The sequence below is a fragment of the Pseudomonas anuradhapurensis genome (assembly GCF_014269225.2).
Taxonomy (GTDB): Bacteria; Pseudomonadota; Gammaproteobacteria; order Pseudomonadales; family Pseudomonadaceae; genus Aquipseudomonas; species Aquipseudomonas anuradhapurensis.
In genome coordinates this window covers 5,294,473-5,312,358 of sequence record NZ_CP077097.1, presented here as the reverse complement: position 1 = coordinate 5,312,358, position 17,886 = coordinate 5,294,473, and the positions used below count along the sequence as shown (strand labels likewise).

The following is a 17,886-nucleotide window of genomic DNA, read 5'->3' as shown; positions in this document are numbered from 1 at the left end:
TCATACGGGACCGCTAGGGTGTGCGCATGAATGATCTGGCCAACTCCACAATGACTCCAAATTCCCAGCCCGAGCGGATTGACTTCAATACGCCGGAGTTGCAACGCAAGCGCCGCATGCGCGCACTCAAGGACCGCCTGACCCGCTGGTATGTACTGGTGGGCGGGCTTGCCGTGTTGGCGGCAATCACCCTGATCTTCTTCTACCTGGCCTATGTGGTACTGCCGCTGTTCCAGGGCGCCGAGTTGACCAGCAAGAAGGCGCTGGAGCCAACCTGGCTGCAACAGGATGCCGGCAAGCCGCTGATGATCGCGCTTGAAGAGCAGAACCTGGTGGGCATGCGCGTTTCGGACAAGGGCCAGGTACTGTTCTTCGATACCAAGACCGGTAACGCGCTCAAGCGGGTCGACCTGCCGCTGCCGGCAGGCGCCCAGGTGACCTCGATCAGTACCGACCAGCCAGGGAGCCCGCTGGTGGTGCTGGGCTTGTCCAATGGCCAGGCCCTGGTGTTCCACCACAGCTACAAGATTACCTACCCCGACAACAAGAAAACCATCGACCCCGGTATCGACTACCCGTACGGCGAGCAGCCGTTCGTGCTCGATGACCAGGGCCAGGCGCTGGATCACGTCAGCGTCAACGTCAATGGCGACGTCCTGCTGCTGGCTGGCTCCACTGGCGCGCACCTGCAGGTGGTCGAGCTGACCCGTAGCGAAAACATGATGACCGGCGAGGTCACCACCGAGCAGAACCGCATCGAACTGCCGCAAATGACCGAAACGGTGAAGAACATCTTCATCGACCCGCGTCAGCATTGGCTGTACGTGATCAACGGCCGCGCCACTGCCGACGTCTTCAGCCTGCGCGACAAGAGCCTCAACGGCCGCTACAAGCTCTCTGAAAGCGCGGACACCGAAATTACCGCCACGGCCCAGCTGGTTGGCGGCATCTCGCTGATCATGGGTGACTCCAAAGGTGGTCTGACCCAGTGGTTCATGGCCCGCGACCCGGATGGCGAGTCGCGCTTCAAGCAGATTCGCAGCTTCCAGATGGGCAAGGCCCCGATCGTGCAGATCGACGCCGAGGAGCGCCGCAAGGGCTTCATCGCCCTGGATGCCGAGGGCAAACTGGGCGTGTTCCACAGCACCGCGCACCGTACCCTGCTGGTCGAGCAGGCTGCCGAAGGCGCCGGCATCCTGGCCCTGTCGCCACGCGCCAACCGCATCATGATCGAAGAGGGCGGCAAGCTGCTGCCGCTGAGCCTGCGTAACCCGCATCCGGAAATTTCCTTCAGCGCGCTGTGGGGCAAGGTCTGGTACGAGAACTATGACGAGCCCAAGTACGTCTGGCAGTCGACTGCCTCGAATACCGACTTCGAGCCCAAGCTGAGCCTGTCGCCGCTGACCTTCGGTACCCTCAAGGCGGCGTTCTACGCCATGGTGCTGGCGGCGCCGCTGGCAATTGCCGCAGCCATCTACACCGCCTACTTCATGGCCCCGGGCATGCGCCGCAAGGTCAAGCCGGTGATCGAACTGATGGAAGCGATGCCGACGGTGATCCTTGGCTTCTTCGCCGGCCTGTTCCTCGCGCCCTACCTGGAAGGTCACCTGCCGGGTGTGTTCAGCCTGTTCGTGATCATGCCGATCGGCATCCTGGCAGCAGGCTTTGCCTGGAGCCGGCTGCCCGAGTCGATCCGCCTGCGCATTCCGGACGGCTGGGAGGCGGCCATCCTGATTCCGGTGATCCTGGTGATCGGCTGGTTCGCCTTGTACATGAGCCCGCTGCTGGAAACCTGGTTCTTCGGCGGCGACATGCGCCTGTGGATCACCCGCGACCTGGGTATCACCTACGACCAGCGCAACGCCCTGGTGGTGGGTATCGCCATGGGCTTCGCGGTCATCCCGAACATCTACTCCATCGCCGAAGATGCCGTGTTCAGCGTGCCGCGCAGCCTGACCCTGGGCTCCCTGGCGCTCGGCGCCACGCCCTGGCAGACCCTGACCCGCGTCGTCATCCTCACCGCCAGCCCGGGTATCTTCTCGGCGCTGATGATCGGTATGGGCCGTGCGGTGGGCGAGACCATGATCGTGCTGATGGCCACCGGCAACACCCCGGTGATGGAGCTGAACCTGTTCGAAGGCATGCGTACCCTGGCCGCCAACGTGGCGGTGGAAATGCCTGAGTCGGAAGTCGGCGGCAGCCACTATCGCGTGTTGTTCCTGGCCGCGCTGGTATTGCTGATGTTCACCTTCATCATGAACACCTTGGCCGAGCTGATTCGCCAGCGTCTGCGCAAGAAATACTCGTCGCTTTGATAGAAAGGTAGCGATCCGTGAAAAAGGATTCCCTCAAAGGCTGGTTCAAGAGCGGCGCCCCAGGCGTCTGGATGAGCGGCGGCGCGGTGGCCATGGCGGTGATCATGACCGTCGGCCTGCTGGCGGTGATTGCCGTGCGCGGCCTGGGCCACTTCTGGCCGGCCGACCTTGTCCAGGCCACCTACAAGGTGCCGGGCCAGGCCGATCACGTCGTCATCGGCGAAGTGGTGCAGAAGGAGGAAGTACCCCGGGCCCGTCTGAAGGGCGCCGGCTTGCCGGTACCTGACCAGGGCCCGGAGTTCATGACCCGAGAGCTGATCAAGGTGGGTAACCGCGACCTCAACGGCAGCGACTTCACCTGGGTAGTCGGAGAGTGGCTGGTCGATGAACAGCACCCAGCCGACCTGATGGCGCTGGAGCGCCGCGAGTGGGGCAACTTCTACGGTTACCTGGTCAGCGTCAAGGAAGAGGGCCGCGTGGTCGCCGAGGGGCCTGCCGCCTGGAACGAGCTGCAGGCCCGGCTCAAGCGCGCCAACCAACTCCACAGCGAGCTGCAAAGCCTTGAGAAGAAGGACATTGGTGCCATCAACCATGGCCTTGAACGCCTGCGCCTGCAGGCCCGAAAGCTGGAACTGGACGGCAAGCTGGACGCCGCTGCCCAGGCCGACATGGACGCCGACCGCGCCGAGCTGAACAGCCGCTACAAGGCCATCGAAGAGCGCCTGACCGGCCTGCACCAGGCGTTTGCTCGCGACAGCCTGGTGGCTCGCGATGCCAATGGCCGGGAAGTGGAGATCAACCTGAGCAAGGTGGTGCACGCCATCCAGCCGAACGGCATGTCGGGCTTCACCAAGCTGGGCAGCTACTTTACCAAGGTGTGGGAGTTCCTCAGCGACGACCCGCGCGAGGCCAACACCGAAGGCGGTATTTTCCCGGCCATCTTCGGTACCGTGATGATGACCTTGATCATGGCCGTGATCGTTACCCCGTTCGGGGTGCTGGCGGCCGTCTACCTGCGCGAATACGCCAGGCAGGGCCCGGTGACCCGGCTGATCCGCATCGCGGTGAACAACCTGGCCGGGGTGCCGGCGATCGTCTATGGCGTATTCGGCCTGGGCTTCTTCGTCTACGTGCTGGGCGGCTCGATCGACCGCCTGTTCTTCCCCGAGGCGTTGCCGGCACCCACCCTGGGTACCCCGGGCCTGCTGTGGGCATCACTGACCCTGGCGTTGCTGGCCGTGCCGGTGGTGATCGTCGCCACCGAGGAAGGCCTGGCGCGTATCCCGCGCACCGTGCGCGAGGGCTCGCTGGCCCTGGGCGCGACCAAGGCCGAGACCTTGTGGAAGATCGTCTTGCCCATGGCCAGCCCGGCCATGATGACCGGCATGATCCTGGCCGTGGCCCGCGCCGCCGGTGAAGTGGCGCCGCTGATGCTGGTGGGGGTGGTCAAGCTGGCGCCGTCGTTGCCAGTGGACGGCAACTACCCGTACCTGCACCTGGACCAGAAGATCATGCACCTGGGCTTCCACATCTATGACGTCGGCTTCCAGAGCCCCAACGTCGAAGCCGCGCGGCCACTGGTGTACGCCACGGCGCTGCTGCTGGTGTTGGTAATCGCGGCCCTCAACCTCTCGGCAGTGTGGATCCGCAACCACCTGCGCGAAAAGTACAAGGCCCTCGACAGCTGAGCCTGATCGCAAGCGTGCCGCCCCATGTGGCGCGGCCCTTTGAAACGAATTGTTAGCGTATGGAGTTGACCATGCAGCAAGAATCCCACGCCCACGGCATCGACATGTCTGCCCTGGGCCGCGACAAGCAAGGCCTGCGCCTGGCCGAAGAAACCGTGGCCATCGAAGTACCGGGCCTGAGCCTGTTCTACGGCGACAAGCAAGCGCTGTTCGACGTGCAGATGAACATCCCCAAGCAGCGCGTGACCGCCTTCATCGGCCCGTCCGGCTGCGGCAAGTCGACCCTGTTGCGTACCTTCAACCGCATGAACGACCTGGTTGACGGCTGCCGCGTGGAAGGCGCCATCAACCTGTACGGCACCAACATCTACCGCAAGGGCGAAGACGTGGCCGAGTTGCGTCGCCGTGTCGGCATGGTGTTCCAGAAGCCCAACCCGTTCCCCAAGACCATCTATGAGAACGTGGTCTACGGCCTGCGTATCCAGGGCATCAACAAGAAGCGCGTGCTCGATGAAGCGGTCGAGTGGGCGCTGAAGGGTGCGGCCCTGTGGGACGAGGTCAAGGACCGCCTGCACGATTCGGCCCTGGGCCTGTCCGGCGGCCAGCAGCAGCGCCTGGTCATCGCCCGCACCATCGCCGTGGAGCCGGAGGTGTTGCTGCTCGACGAACCGTGCTCGGCGCTGGACCCGATCTCGACCCTGAAGGTCGAGGAACTGATCTACGAATTGAAATCCAAGTACACCATCGTCATCGTGACCCACAACATGCAACAGGCGGCGCGGGTCTCCGACTACACCGCGTTCATGTACATGGGCAAGCTGGTCGAATTCGGCGATACCGATACCCTGTTCACCAACCCGGCGAAGAAGCAGACCGAAGACTACATCACCGGTCGCTACGGCTAGCAGCCCTGCGGCACAGGGAACCAGACGATTACTTGAAGCTTTGAGCTTCTTCGCGGAGCGAATGATGATCAACAAAGAAAGCCTTACCCATCACATTTCCCAGCAGTTCAACGCCGAGCTCGAAGAGGTGCGCAGCCACCTGCTGGCCATGGGCGGGCTGGTCGAGAAGCAGGTCAACGACGCGGTCACCGCGCTGATCGAGGCCGACTCTGGCCTGGCCCAGCAAGTGCGCGAAGTCGACGAGCAGATCAACCAGATGGAGCGCAACATCGACGAGGAGTGCCTGCGGATCCTGGCCCGTCGTCAGCCAGCGGCGTCCGACCTGCGCCTGATCATCAGCATCTCCAAGTCGGTGATCGACCTGGAGCGCATTGGTGACGAGTCGACCAAGATCGCCCGCCGCGCCATCCAGCTATGCGAGGAAGGCGAGTCGCCGCGTGGCTACGTCGAGGTGCGCCACATCGGCGACCAGGTGCGCAACATGGTCCGCGACGCGCTGGACGCCTTTGCCCGCTTCGACGCCGACCTGGCGTTGTCGGTGGCCCAGTACGACAAGACCATCGACCGCGAATACAAGACCGCCCTGCGCGAGCTGGTGACCTACATGATGGAAGACCCGCGCTCGATCTCGCGGGTACTGAGCGTGATCTGGGTGCTGCGTTCGCTGGAGCGTATCGGCGACCACGCGCGCAACATCTCCGAGCTGGTGATCTACCTGGTGCGCGGCACCGATGTGCGCCACATGGGCCTCAAGCGCATGACGGCAGAAGTGCAGGGCACTGCAGTCGATGACGGCGAAAAAGCTAATGTTCCGGCTGAACCTGACGATAAATAAGGTTGCTCCCGAGCATCGACGCCCGGCCTTGGCCGGGCGTTTTCGTTTGCGGTCGAGGAGCCGGCAGGCACCCGCGAACGATGTGAAGAAGTCCCGGCGTGACCAGGTTGTAGCAAATGGCCATTATTCGGCGGTAGGCTAGCCGGGATTCAGAAGGAGTATCGATGAGTAAAGTGAATGTGCTGGTTGTGGATGACGCTCCGTTCATCCGTGACCTGGTCCGCAAATGCCTGCGCAATGCCTTCCCGGGCATGACCATCGACGATGCCGTCAATGGTCGCAAGGCTATGGCGCTGCTGGGCAAGGAAGCGTTCGACCTGGTCCTGTGCGACTGGGAGATGCCGGAAATGTCCGGCCTGGAACTGCTCACCTGGTGCCGTCAGCAGCCTGAGCTGAAAAACCTGCAGTTCATCATGGTGACCAGCCGTGGCGACAAGGAAAACGTGATTCAGGCGATCCAGGCCGGCGTTTCCGATTTTGTCGGCAAGCCGTTCACCAACGAGCAATTGCTGACCAAGGTGAAAAAGGCCCTGAGCAAGATCGGCAAGCTCGACAGCGTGATGAGCAGCGGCCCTGCGCGAATCAACTCGGCGTTCGCCAACGATTCGCTGAGCGCGCTGACGGCCGGCAAACCGGAAGTGGCAAAAATCACCGCCCCCGCAGCGGCGCCGGCACCTGCCAGGCCGTTGGTCAGCGCTGCTGCTCCTGCTCCCGCTACGCCAGCCCCGACCGGCCGTGGCCAGGGCCAGCTGCGCCTGGCCAGTGGCATGCAGGCCTGCGTGATCAAGGCGCTGAGCCTGAAAGAGGCCTTGCTGGTGGTTCGCCGTGGCGAAACCCTGCCGCAGGTGCTGGAAGGCGCCGTGTTGAACCTTGAGCAAGGCGAGAACGCCGAAGTCGCGCGTCTGAACGGTTACCTGCATGCCATCGTGGCGCTGGAGCCCAAGCCCGACAGTGACTGGCTGCAATTGACGTTCAAGTTCGTCGACCAGGACGCCCAGAAGCTCGACTACCTGTCGCGCCTGATTGCCCGCGGCACTGCGCAGAAGCACTTCACCCCGGGCGCCTGACCCTCGGCCCCGCGCCGCTCTCTTTGTAGCGGCGGCCTTGCGTCGCGAAAGGGCTGCAAAGCAGCCCCGGCAATCGATACGGCGACGCCGAAATCCTGGGCTGCCTTGCAGCCCTTTCGCTATGCAAGGCCGCCCCTACAAAAGCCTGCACAACCGTTGTGCCATCCGACCAACTGTCATACCCGCCGTAAAACTGGCTGCTAGTCTTCGACAGACCATAACTGTCAAAAAGCCACCATCATGCCTGCCCGCCTGCTGCTGTTCTGTGCACTGCTCATGGCTTCGGCGTCCAGCCTGGGCATGACTACCTACACGATCAACGATGATGGCCGTGTAACCTCCTATACCGACCGGCCTGGTCCCCGTGCCAAACCCCTGGTGCAGCGCGTGCCCATGGTCGAAATGCACGAAGACCAGGTGCAGCTGAACGCGATAACCTTCGATGGTGGCATCAGCTTCTCGGCCCGCAATCAATTGCATGTGCCGGTAGAAGTGGAGTTGCGGTTGGACAACCTGGTGAATGCCCAGGGCGGCAATGCACCGCGTATCGTGCGCCGGCTACTGCCCCCGCATAGCACGCAGATGCTCACCGTGCTCCATGGGCGGCCTGGCATGTTGCTGAACTATCGCTCCACCCTGCTGCAGGCCATGGGCGACCCGGGCAGGCGGCCCCAGGGCTTTCGCTATGCCTTCCCTTGGCTGGGTGGCCCGTTCCGTGTGACTCAGGGCCCCAATGGCCGAGTCAGCCATTTTGGGCCGAAAGGACGTTATGCCATGGACATTGCCATGCCCGAAGGCACCACCATCATTGCGGCGCGGGAAGGCGTAGTGGTGAAGACGGAGAACCGCCAGAGCGGGCGCGGGCCGAACCCGTCGGGCAATTTCGTGCGGATCCTGCACCCGGACGGCACCATGGGCGTCTACCTGCACCTGATGCGCGGTTCGGTGGTAGTGACGGAAGGGCAGCGGGTGCGGCAGGGGCAGATGCTGGCCAAGTCAGGCAACACGGGCAACAGTACCGGGCCGCACCTGCATTTCGTGGTGCAGCGCAATGTGGGGTTGGCGCTTGAGTCGATACCGTATCAGTTCGACAGGCCGATCAACGGGTTACCGGACTTCACCGCGGGCAACCCTTGAGATCGCCGGGCCTGCTTCGCAGGCCATCGCGACACAAGGCCGCTCCTACGGGGACACGCGGTCCTCTGTAGGAGCGGCCTTGTGTCGCGATGGGCTGCGCAGCAGCCCCATAGGCATTCAATCCAGCTTGAGCACCTTGGCCAGGACGATCTTCGGCCCTTTCATCTTCTTGATGATGATGCGCAGCCCTTCGACCTCCAGCACTTCCTCTTCTTCAGGCACGCGCTTGAGCGTCTCATAGACCAGCCCGGCCAACGTTTCTGCCTCGATGTGGTCAAGGTCGACACCCAGCAGGCGTTCGACCTTGAACAGCGGCGTGTCGCCGCGTACCAGCAGCTTGCCCGGCTGGTAGGCGAGAATGCCGCGTTCGGCCTTGCGGTGCTCGTCCTGGATGTCGCCAACCAGCACTTCCAGCACGTCTTCCATGGTCAGGTAGCCAATCACCTTGCCATCGGCTTCCTCGACCAGCACGAAATGCGCGCCGCCCTTGCGGAACTGCTCCAGCAGCTGGGCCAGCGGCATGTGCCGCGACACGCGCTCCAGCGGCCGGGCGAGGTCGTCCAGGTCGATGGTTTCGGGCAGGTGCTCGAGTTCTGCCAACTCCAGCAGCAGGTCCTTGATGTGCAGCAGGCCGGTGAACTCCTCGCGCTCGGCGTCGTACACCGGGTAGCGGCTGAACTTGTGGCGACGCACCAGTGCCAGGATCTGCTTCAACGGCGCATGGGCGTCGATGCTGACCATGTCCTCGCGCGAGTTGGCCCAGTCGACGACCTCCAGCTCGCCCATTTCCACCGCCGAGGCCAATACGCGCATGCCCTGGTCGCTCGGGTCCTGGCCACGGCTGGAGTGCAGGATCAGCTTGAGTTCCTCACGGCTGTAATGGTGCTCGTGGTGCGGGCCGGGTTCGCCCTGGCCGGCGATGCGCAAGATGGCGTTGGCGCTGGCATTGAGCAGGTAGATGGCCGGGTACATGGCCCAGTAGAACAGGTACAACGGCACGGCAGTCCATAGCGACAGCAGCTCTGGCTTGCGGATAGCCCAGGACTTGGGCGCCAGCTCGCCGACCACGATGTGCAGGTACGAGATGACGAAGAAGGCGACGAAGAACGAGATGGCCTTGATCAGCTCGGGCGTGTCGACGCCCAGGTAGGCCAGCAATGGCTCCAGCAGGTGGGCGAAGGCTGGCTCACCGACCCAGCCCAGGCCGAGGGAGGCGAGGGTGATACCGAGCTGGCAGGCCGACAGGTAGGCATCGAGCTGGTTGTGTACCTTGCGCAGAATGTTGCCGCGCCAGCCATGCAGCTCGGCGATGGACTCGACGCGGGTTGCCCGCAGCTTGACCATGGCGAATTCGGCGGCAACGAAGAAACCGTTGAGCAGCACCAGCAGCAAGGCAAAGATGATCATGCCGAAATCGGCGAATAACGAGGTGAGGCTGATACCAGGGGAAGGGTCCATGATGGAGTTTTTACGGGTTCCGTCTTTGAGATCGAGAGAAAAAAGTGCCAGCTCCAGCTGGCACAGGGGGTCCAATGTAGCGGCTGGGGCGGCAAAAGCAAAGGGTGATGGTCTGGTCGCGGCCGCTGTGGCGGCGGGCGCACCCGCCAAGGGCTGCGCTGCAGCCGCGGTTTCAGCTCTTGCCGCTAGCCAATTGTGCCGGGGCAAAATGACAGGTGAAGGTGCTGCCGTGCCCCGGCACGCTGCTGATCTCCAGCCTGCCGCGGTGGCGCATCAACACATGCTTGACGATCGCCAGCCCCAGCCCGGTACCACCGGTATTCGATGCGCGGCTGGAGTCGACCCGGTAGAAGCGTTCGGTCAGGCGCGGCAGGTGCTTGGCATCGATCCCTACCCCCGAGTCCTGTACCGACAGGTGCGCGCCCTGGGCGTCGGCCCACCAGCGGATACGGATGCTGCCCTCGTCCTGGGTGTACTTCACCGCGTTGAATACCAGGTTGGAGAAGGCACTGCGCAGCTCCGACTCACTGCCCTTGAGCTTCACCCCAGGCGCCGCTTCGAGGGTAATGCGCTGGTTGCGCGGCCCGGACAGGGCCTGGGCGTCGTTCTTGATCGCCGCAAGCAAGGCATCGACCGCCACCGGCTGGTTGTCCGACGGGTAGTCGGTGGCCTCCAGTTTGGCCAGCAGCAGCAGGTCGTTGAGCAGGGTCTGCATGCGCGAGCCCTGTTGGCTCATCTGCTGCAGGGCGCGGCCCCAGCGCGGGTTCACGTCTTCGACGTTGTCGAGCAGGGTTTCCAGGTAGCCGGTGATTACTGTCAGCGGTGTGCGCAGCTCGTGGGACACGTTGGCGACGAAGTCCTTGCGCATCTGTTCCAGCTGGTGGATGCGGGTCACGTCGCGCACCAGCATCAGGTGTTCGTTGTTGCCGTAGCGGGTGATATGCAGCTGCAAGCGCATACGGTCGTTGATCGGCGAGGGGATTTCCAGCGGTTCGAGGTAGTTTCCCGCCTCGAAGTATTCCTTGAAGCGCGGGTGGCGGACCAGGTTGGTGACTTGCTGGCCGCCGTCCTGCGGCGTCTTGAAGCCCAGCAAGGTTTCGGCGGCGCGGTTCCACCATTCGAGGTTGCCGTCGCTGTCGAGCATGATCACCGCATCACGCAGCGCGGCGGTGGACTCCTGCACCCGGTCGATCACCGCCTGCAGGCGGCCACGCACGCGCTGGTCGCGGCGTTGCAGGTGGTAGATGCTGTCGAACACCTCGCCCCACAGGCCATAGCCATCGGGTGGTGCTTCATCGGGTTGGTGGTTGCGCAGCCAGTCGTGCAGGCGCAGCAGTTGCTTGAGGGTCCAGCCCAGGTAGAGCGCCAGGCCGATGGCCAGGCTCCAGCCATAATAGCCGCTGGCCAGCCCGCCGATGAGGCAGACGGTAATCAGCAGCAGCAGGTGGCGGATCAGGGTGGCGTGCCAGTTCTGGTTCAATTGACTGTCCTTGTACAACGACGTGCAGCTTGGCGCTTTTGAACTCGATCAGCTTTTGGTCGAGAAGCGGTAGCCGGTGCCCCGGACGGTTTGTACCAGATTTTCGTAGGCTTCACCCAATGCCTTGCGCAGGCGGCGGATGTGCACGTCGACGGTGCGCTCCTCGACATAGACGTTGCCGCCCCACACCTGGTCCAGCAGTTGCCCACGGGTGTAGGCGCGCTCCTGGTGGGTCATGAAGAACTGCAGCAGGCGGTATTCGGTAGGGCCCATCTCGGCCGGCTTGCCATCGATGGTGACGCGGTGGCTGATCGGGTCGAGCAGCAGGCCGCCGACTTCGATCGGTGCCTCGCTGTCGCTGGGGCCGGTGCGGCGCAGTACGGCTTTCAGGCGCGCAACCAGTTCGCGTGGCGAGAACGGCTTGGTGATGTAGTCGTCAGCACCCACCTCCAGGCCCTGGATCTTGTTGTCCTCTTCGCCCTTGGCGGTGAGCATGATGATCGGAATATCACCGGTCAGCTCGTCGCGCTTGAGGCGGCGGGCCAGCTCGATGCCGGAGGTGCCCGGCAGCATCCAGTCGAGCAGGATCAGGTCCGGCTTGCGGTCGACGATGATCGCATGGGCCTGTTGGGAGTTTTCTGCTTCCAGGCAGTCATAGCCGGCCATTTCCAGGGCAACGGCGATCATCTCGCGAATGGGCGCTTCGTCGTCGACGATCAGTATGTTCCTGCCAACCATGCTCAAAACCTCTCCTGGATACGATGTCTTGGCCCGCATTAGATAACGGAATTATTGCAGCTGTGTGACAGGCTGTTGGCCGTTCTGGCGACATTCCGTGACTCAACTAGGCTTGAAAGGGCTGTTTTGCCGCAACCCGAACTCAACCCCCCGAAACGATGGTGAATCCAATGACACGACATACGCTGAGCTGGATGGCCCTTTTCACTGCGCTGGCGCTACCGGGGGTGGCCTCGGCCGAGCATGCGATGGAGAAGGGCGGCATGTTGGTAGACCCTGCCGGCATGACCTTGTATACCTTCGACAAGGATACGGGCGGCAAGTCGATGTGCAATGACGGTTGTGCCAGCAACTGGCCGCCGCTGATGGTCAAGGCCACTGACGAACCGGCCGAGGGCAAGTGGACCGTGGTGATGCGCGATGATGGTTCCAAGCAGTGGGCCTATGATGGCAAGCCGCTGTATACCTTCATCAAGGACAAGAAGGCTGGGGACATGACCGGTGACGGCGTGAAGGACGTCTGGCACGTCGCCAAGCCTTGAGATAGCCGGGGCCGCTGTGCGGCCCATCGCGACGCAAGGCCGCTCCTACAGGAGTGCGCGATCCCTTGTAGGAGCGGCCTTGTGTCGCGAAAGGGCTGCAAAGCAGCCCCAGAACGCTCAGCGCAATGCGTAATCCAGCACCACCCCGATAAACACCAGCATCCCCGCCCAGTGGTTGTGCAGGAACGCCTTGAAGCATGACTCCCGGTCCAGCTTGCGCGTCGACCAGTACTCCCAGGCAAAGCACGCCGCCGCGCCCAACAGGCCGAGGTGGAACCAGCCGCCCAGCTCGAAGCGGTTACCCGCCAGCAACAGGCAGCCCAGCGACAGCAACTGCAAGGTCAGGATGATGGTGCGGTCGGCGTCGCCGAACAGGATCGCGGTCGACTTCACGCCAATCTTCAGGTCGTCATCGCGGTCGACCATGGCGTAGTAGGTATCGTAACCCACCGTCCACAGCAGATTGGCGATGTACAACAGCCAGGCACTGGCCGGCAGTTCGCCACCGGCTGCGGTGAAGGCCATGGGAATGCCCCAGGAATAGGCCGCCCCCAGCACCACCTGTGGGTAGTAGGTGTAGCGCTTCATGAATGGGTAGCAGAACGCCAGCGCCACCGCGCCGAACGATAGCCACACCGTGCGGCTGTTGGTGCACAACACCAGCAGGAAACTCACCCCGACCAGGATGGCGAACAGCGCCAGCGCCTCGCGCGGACGGACCCGACCACTGGCCAGGGGGCGGTCGGCGGTGCGTTTGACGTGGCCGTCCACCTTGCGGTCGGCAAAGTCGTTGATGCAGCAGCCTGCGGCGCGCATGAGCACCACGCCGAGGCCGAAGATCAGCACGTTGGCCACGGTTGGTGAGCCGTTGCCGGCAATCCATACCGCCGACAAGGTTGGCCACAGTAGCAGGTAGATCCCGATCGGCCGGTCCATGCGGCTGAGCTGGATGAAGTCCCAGGCCCGCGGGTGCAAGCGGTTGAGCGACTTGAGCAGTTGCAGGTACATCAGCGGGTCTCCTCCCTGGCCGCTTGCCACAGCGCTGGCAGGAACACTTCTGCCACCAGCAGGTCCAGGCCGCCACGTTCAAAGCGTGAGCGGCGGCCCCATAGCGCCGTATGGGCGGCTTCGCCAGGCAACCAGGCCTGTGGGTAACTGCACACCTCGATCGGGTGGCGGATAAACGCCTGGTCACAGAACAGCAACTCGCCCAGCGAGCGGCTGCCCAGGGTTTCCAGGTCCAGCCCGCCACGCTCCAGGGCTGTGCGGCTGGCGACGCTGCGGGCGAACACCCAGGGTTGGCCGTGGCCACGCAGGTATACCTCGCGCACCCAGCCTTCGGCACCCGCGGCGATACCCAGGGCCTGGCATTCGTCATCGCGCAGCGGCTGCCAGCCTTCGAACAGTGGCGTGACGCTGAAATGGTCGTCGGACAGGCGGGTCAGGCGGCGGGTCAGGGAGCCTTCGTCGAACAGCCAGTCCAGGGTGGGCTGGTCGATGCCGGTCGCCAGCTGTGAATACGGCAGCCACGCGACAGCGGCTGCTTGCGGGGATTCGTACGACACGTCGGTCTGCTTGTTACATCCAGAGAGGCGGCGAGCTTAGCATGATTGCCCCGACTGCTTGCATACTGGTGGCAGGGCCGATACAAAGCCCCCACCAATTGCGCACTGGTACTTCGCCGGTGAACCCGTCCCCACAGGCTGCGCGGTCGCTGTAGGAGCGGCTTTAGCCGCGAAGAGGCCCTTGGCAGCGCCACCAAGCCCCAACCCGAACCGAGGAAAACGACCTGATGAAAAAGTGGCAATGTATTGTCTGCGGCCTGATCTACGACGAGGCCGAAGGCTGGCCCGACGACGGCATCGCTCCCGGCACCCGTTGGGAAGATGTACCAGAAGACTGGCTTTGCCCCGACTGCGGTGTCGGCAAGAGCGACTTTGAAATGATCTCCATCGGCTAATCGAGGAACGCACGACATGACGTCCCCTGTGGTAATCATCGGTACCGGCCTGGCGGGCTACAACCTGGCCCGCGAATTTCGCAAGCTCGATGCGCAGACACCGTTGCTGCTGATCACCGCCGATGACGGTCGTTCCTACTCCAAGCCCATGCTCTCCACTGGCTTCGCCAAGCACAAGGACGCCGATGGCCTGTGCATGGCCGAACCGGGAGCCATGGCCGAACAACTGAATGCGGAAATCCGTACCCATACGCGTATCAGCGGCATCGACCCTGGCCACAAGCGCCTGTGGGTCGGGGAGGAAGCGGTGGAATATCGCGACCTGGTGCTGGCCTTGGGCGCCCAGACGGTACAAGCACCGATCGACGGCGATGGCAGCGACCTGGTGTTCCCGATCAACGACCTGGAAGACTACGCCCGTTTTCGCGCCGCCGCCTGTGGCAAGCGGCGCGTGCTGATTCTGGGTGCCGGCCTGATCGGCTGCGAATTCGCCAACGACATGAGCCTGGGCGGCTTCCAGGTCGACGTGGTGGCACCGTGCGAACAGGTCATGCCTACCCTGCTGCATCCCGCTGCGGCGACGGCCGTGCAGGCCGGGCTGGAAGGCTTGGGCGTACGTTTCCACCTGGGCCCGGTGCTGGCCCGTCTTGAAAAGGTGGGCCAGGGCCTGGCGGCGCACTTGTCCGACGGCAGCGTGATCGCCTGCGACCTGGTGGTCTCGGCCATCGGCCTGCGCCCGCGCACCGACCTGGCCGCCGCCGCTGGCCTGCAGACCAACCGCGGCATCAGCGTGGACCGCCAGTTGCGCACCTCGCATGCCAATATCTTTGCCCTTGGCGACTGTGCCGAGGTGGATGGCATCAATCTGCTTTATGTCATGCCGCTGATGAGCTGTGCCCGCGCCTTGGCGCAAACCCTGGCCGGTAACCCGACGACGGTCGCCTATGGGCCGATGCCGGTGACTGTGAAAACCCCGGCCTGCCCCCTGGTGGTCTCGCCGCCACCGCAGGGCCACGAAGGTACTTGGCAAGTCGAGGGGCAGGGCAGCGACCTCAAGGTGCTCTGCCTCGATGCCGAAGGCAAGCTGCTGGGCTACGCCCTCACCGGAGCAGCGGTGATGGAGAAGCTGGCGCTGAATCGCCAGTTGCCAGCCGTGATGGCATAAATAGCTGGTGTTCTGTCGGATTTATCCTGTTGTTGCCTGCACAATGGCCGCCCAGATACTGGCGCGGCCCCGGAGCACGTGCCATCCTCACTCCCGTCTGCCGCAGATTAGAGCCTGCGGTGCCTTGAGCGCTGCTCCCAGAGGCAGCACGGCATAACAACAAGAATTCCGTCAAAGAGGCTTCACTATGCGCAAACCAGAACTCGCCGCCGTCATCGCCGAAAAGGCCGATCTGACGAAGGACAAGGCCAATCAGGTGTTGAACGCGATTCTCGACAGCATCACCGGTGCCCTGGACAAGGACACCGTGACCCTGGTCGGTTTCGGCACCTTCGAAAAACGTCATCGTGGCGCGCGTACCGGCAAGAACCCGCAGACTGGCGAGCCGGTCAAGATCAAGGCCAGCAATACCGTAGCCTTCAAGCCAGGCAAGAACCTGCGCGACAGCGTCAACGTCCCCGCCAAGCCGGCCAAGAAAGGCAAGTGATCGCGTCCTGAGGATGCAATGCCAGCCAAACGGGCGCCGCCAAGGCGCCCGTTATGCTTTCTGCAGGCAAAATGTTTCGAACTTGTATAAACCGTTCTAGAAAAGGATAGACTGCGCGCTTTAGTCACTTTTAGTTCGAGGCGCGTTGATGAAGTTTCGCTTTCTTCTCTGGGCCATGGGATGGTTGATGGCCCGGGCCAGCCGTAACAACCCGGCATTCCAGCAGCAGCTCAAGGGCAAGGACTTGGTGTTCCAGATGCAGACACTGGATGGCAAGGTCGCCCGGCACTTCATCGTCAACAATGAGCGCATCAGCAGCAAGGGCGGTGCCCACCCGCAGCCGGCCTTCGCCATAGCTTTCAAGGACGCCGCCTACGGCTTTGCCACGATGCAGGCGAGCAACAAGCAGCTGGCGTTCATGCAGGGGATTCAGGACAAGCACATCCAGATCAAGGGCAATCCGGCGTTGGTGATGTGGTTCCAGGGGTTGATGAAGTACCTGAAGCCGAAGAAGTAGTGCCGAGATTATTGGCGCTGCTGCGCAGCCCATCGCGACACCAGGCCGCTCCTAAGGCGACCGCATCACGCGCAGGACATACGGGCCCCTGCAGGAGCGGCCTGGTGTCGCGACAGGGCCGCAAAGCGGCCCCATGGCCTTAATGCGGTGCGTGGAACTGCGAAGCCAGTTCACGCAGCAGGTTCTCGGCCTCGAGTACCTTGTTCACGACTTCCTCGGCCTTGTCGCGGGTAATTCCCAGGCGCTCCAGCAGCTCCTCGGGAATCTCCTCCTGCGGCCCCGTGCCGATACCCCGTGCGCGCAGCAGGCGGGTGGTCAGGCATACCAGGTTGGGGAACGCCGAATATTCGCCGTCATAGGCCGGGTCGTGCTGGAAACGCAGCGCGGCCGACAGCTCTTCCGGCATGTCCCACAGTTTCATCAGCCAGGCACCGATCTGTTCGCGGCTGATACCCAGCAGGTGCTGTTCCACATAGGTGTGGCACAGGTGCGGGTTGACCTCCAGGTGGCGGCAGATCAGCGAGAAGTGTGGTGGAAACACATGCGCCAGCAGCAGGTAGCCAAAATTGTGCAGCAGCCCGGCCAGGTAGGTCAGGCCAGCCTCCGGGCGCTGAGCGCGTGGCATGGCGCGGGTCAGGCCATCGATGACCGCAGCGGTATAGATTGACTGCTGCCAGTACGGCGTGGCCTGTTGCGGGTGGTCTTTCGGCAGGCTCAGGGTCTTGCCCAGCGCCAGGCCCAGGGCCAGGTTGATCACCAGGTCGAAGCCCAGCACGCGCACGATGGCATCTTCCACCGAGCGAATCTTGTGGGTCGAGCCGTAGTAGGGCGATGCCGCCCAGCTCACCACCTGCGCCGCCAGCGCCGGGTCGGTTTCGACCACACCAGTGATGTCGTCGATGCTGGCGTTGGGGTCTACCCGCAGTTTGATGATCTTTTGTGCGGTGTCGGCCAGAGGCGGGATTTCGATGGTTTCTTCCAGGCGTTTCTGAATGCGTCTGGCGGTGAAAGCCTGTACTGCCTGGCTGATTTCCCGGGTGTCGTCATGGGGACGGTCGAGGTTGGGACTAATCGCCTCGACTTCGAGGCCGAAGCTGCTGGCGCTGGCCTTGGCCAACATGCGCTTGAAATGCGCGCGTTCGATTTCCAGCAACAGCCCGGTCTCGCCGGACTGGATATACACGCGTTCGACGTCGAGCAGGCTCTTTTCGTACTGGCACGGCGAACTGGTCAACGCCGGGATACCCGGCAGGGCCTTGAGCTGGTGCTTGTCGAGCATCTGCTTCAAGCGCGCCATCGACACGGCAGTAAGCTGGCGTCCGGTCAGTTCGGCCAGGCGATTGAGGTCCAGCAGTTGACTCTGTGGGAACAGCACCAGCAAGGCGCCGATTTCGTCATCGAGCAACACGGCCTGTACCCTTGACGCCGCCGGCAGTTGCGGATGCTCCACTACCTCACGGTAGGCCACGCCGAGCTTTTCGAGCAGCAGCCTGATGACGGAGGGTGCATGTGGGGTTGCGGTGTCCAGGGCGACTTCAGTCATGGTCCGTATCCACTGATTCCTTTAAACGCGAAGTATAACCAGCCTTGCG

The 17,886-nt window shown here is 63.2% G+C and carries 17 protein-coding genes; 11 read left to right on the top strand and 6 right to left on the bottom strand.

Annotated features, from left to right (window positions below; translation table 11 throughout):
• Positions 1 to 26 precede the first annotated feature (26 nt).
• From HU763_RS24225 to HU763_RS24200, 6 genes are all read left to right on the top strand, one after another.
• Positions 27 to 2,315 carry an ABC transporter permease subunit gene (locus HU763_RS24225; protein ID WP_186684001.1) on the top strand — a complete coding sequence of 763 codons (2,289 nt, stop codon included), beginning with the start codon at positions 27 to 29 and terminating at the stop codon, positions 2,313 to 2,315.
• Between the two features lie 71 nt (positions 2,316 to 2,386).
• A complete protein-coding gene (pstA, locus tag HU763_RS24220; RefSeq protein WP_186684430.1) occupies positions 2,387 to 4,003 on the top strand; it encodes a phosphate ABC transporter permease PstA in 1,617 nt (538 codons plus the stop codon).
• Between the two features lie 71 nt (positions 4,004 to 4,074).
• Entirely contained in the window at positions 4,075 to 4,908 is an 834-nt protein-coding gene (gene pstB / locus HU763_RS24215; RefSeq protein ID WP_170033852.1) for a phosphate ABC transporter ATP-binding protein PstB, read from the top strand.
• Positions 4,909 to 4,972: 64 nt separating this feature from the next.
• Positions 4,973 to 5,743 (top strand): phosphate signaling complex protein PhoU, encoded by a 771-nt coding sequence (gene phoU / locus HU763_RS24210; protein ID WP_170033850.1) that lies wholly within the window; start codon positions 4,973 to 4,975, stop codon positions 5,741 to 5,743.
• Positions 5,744 to 5,907: 164 nt separating this feature from the next.
• A complete protein-coding gene (locus HU763_RS24205) occupies positions 5,908 to 6,810 on the top strand; it encodes a response regulator (RefSeq protein WP_186684003.1) in 903 nt (300 codons plus the stop codon).
• Positions 6,811 to 7,050: 240 nt separating this feature from the next.
• Entirely contained in the window at positions 7,051 to 7,947 is an 897-nt protein-coding gene (locus HU763_RS24200; RefSeq protein WP_186684005.1) for a M23 family metallopeptidase, read from the top strand.
• A 117-nt stretch (positions 7,948 to 8,064) separates the two neighbouring features.
• On the opposite strand, the gene HU763_RS24195 is transcribed toward HU763_RS24200, so the two are convergent.
• The 3 genes from HU763_RS24195 to phoB all read right to left on the bottom strand — a co-directional run bounded on the left by HU763_RS24195 (position 8,065) and on the right by phoB (position 11,623).
• Positions 8,065 to 9,405 carry a hemolysin family protein gene (locus tag HU763_RS24195; RefSeq protein ID WP_170033844.1) on the bottom strand — a complete coding sequence of 447 codons (1,341 nt, stop codon included), beginning with the start codon at positions 9,403 to 9,405 and terminating at the stop codon, positions 8,065 to 8,067.
• 172 nt (positions 9,406 to 9,577) lie between these two features.
• Positions 9,578 to 10,903 (bottom strand): phosphate regulon sensor histidine kinase PhoR, encoded by a 1,326-nt coding sequence (gene phoR / locus HU763_RS24190; RefSeq protein WP_186684007.1) that lies wholly within the window; start codon positions 10,901 to 10,903, stop codon positions 9,578 to 9,580.
• Positions 10,904 to 10,933: 30 nt separating this feature from the next.
• A complete protein-coding gene (gene phoB, locus HU763_RS24185; protein WP_003253341.1) occupies positions 10,934 to 11,623 on the bottom strand; it encodes a phosphate regulon transcriptional regulator PhoB in 690 nt (229 codons plus the stop codon).
• Between the two features lie 170 nt (positions 11,624 to 11,793).
• On the opposite strand from phoB, the gene HU763_RS24180 reads away from it, so the two are divergent.
• Positions 11,794 to 12,165, top strand: coding sequence for a COG4315 family predicted lipoprotein (locus tag HU763_RS24180; RefSeq protein WP_170033840.1), 372 nt, complete (start codon positions 11,794 to 11,796; stop codon positions 12,163 to 12,165).
• Positions 12,166 to 12,282: 117 nt separating this feature from the next.
• Here HU763_RS24180 and ubiA read toward each other — a convergent pair whose 3' ends face one another.
• Positions 12,283 to 13,173, bottom strand: coding sequence for a 4-hydroxybenzoate octaprenyltransferase (gene ubiA, locus HU763_RS24175; protein ID WP_170033838.1), 891 nt, complete (start codon positions 13,171 to 13,173; stop codon positions 12,283 to 12,285).
• A complete protein-coding gene (locus HU763_RS24170) occupies positions 13,173 to 13,730 on the bottom strand; it encodes a chorismate--pyruvate lyase family protein (RefSeq protein ID WP_170033836.1) in 558 nt (185 codons plus the stop codon). The genes ubiA and HU763_RS24170 overlap by 1 nt, the downstream gene beginning before the upstream one ends.
• Positions 13,731 to 13,957: 227 nt before the next feature.
• Here HU763_RS24170 and HU763_RS24165 point away from each other — a divergent pair, with 227 nt between their 5' ends.
• The 4 genes from HU763_RS24165 to HU763_RS24150 all read left to right on the top strand — a co-directional run bounded on the left by HU763_RS24165 (position 13,958) and on the right by HU763_RS24150 (position 16,294).
• Entirely contained in the window at positions 13,958 to 14,125 is a 168-nt protein-coding gene (locus tag HU763_RS24165) for a rubredoxin (protein ID WP_003253349.1), read from the top strand.
• A gap of 16 nt (positions 14,126 to 14,141) precedes the next feature.
• Positions 14,142 to 15,290 carry an NAD(P)/FAD-dependent oxidoreductase gene (locus HU763_RS24160; RefSeq protein WP_186684009.1) on the top strand — a complete coding sequence of 383 codons (1,149 nt, stop codon included), beginning with the start codon at positions 14,142 to 14,144 and terminating at the stop codon, positions 15,288 to 15,290.
• Positions 15,291 to 15,477: 187 nt separating this feature from the next.
• Positions 15,478 to 15,777 carry an HU family DNA-binding protein gene (locus HU763_RS24155; RefSeq protein ID WP_170033830.1) on the top strand — a complete coding sequence of 100 codons (300 nt, stop codon included), beginning with the start codon at positions 15,478 to 15,480 and terminating at the stop codon, positions 15,775 to 15,777.
• A 148-nt stretch (positions 15,778 to 15,925) separates the two neighbouring features.
• The gene (locus HU763_RS24150; RefSeq protein WP_186671829.1) at positions 15,926 to 16,294 is read left to right on the top strand and encodes an SCP2 sterol-binding domain-containing protein; all 369 of its coding nucleotides are present in this window, start codon (positions 15,926 to 15,928) and stop codon (positions 16,292 to 16,294) included.
• A gap of 139 nt (positions 16,295 to 16,433) precedes the next feature.
• Here HU763_RS24150 and HU763_RS24145 read toward each other — a convergent pair whose 3' ends face one another.
• Complete coding sequence (locus HU763_RS24145) at positions 16,434 to 17,837, bottom strand: aminoacyl-tRNA deacylase and HDOD domain-containing protein (protein WP_186684011.1); 1,404 nt, start codon at positions 17,835 to 17,837, stop codon at positions 16,434 to 16,436.
• Between the last annotated feature and the right edge of the window lie 49 nt (positions 17,838 to 17,886).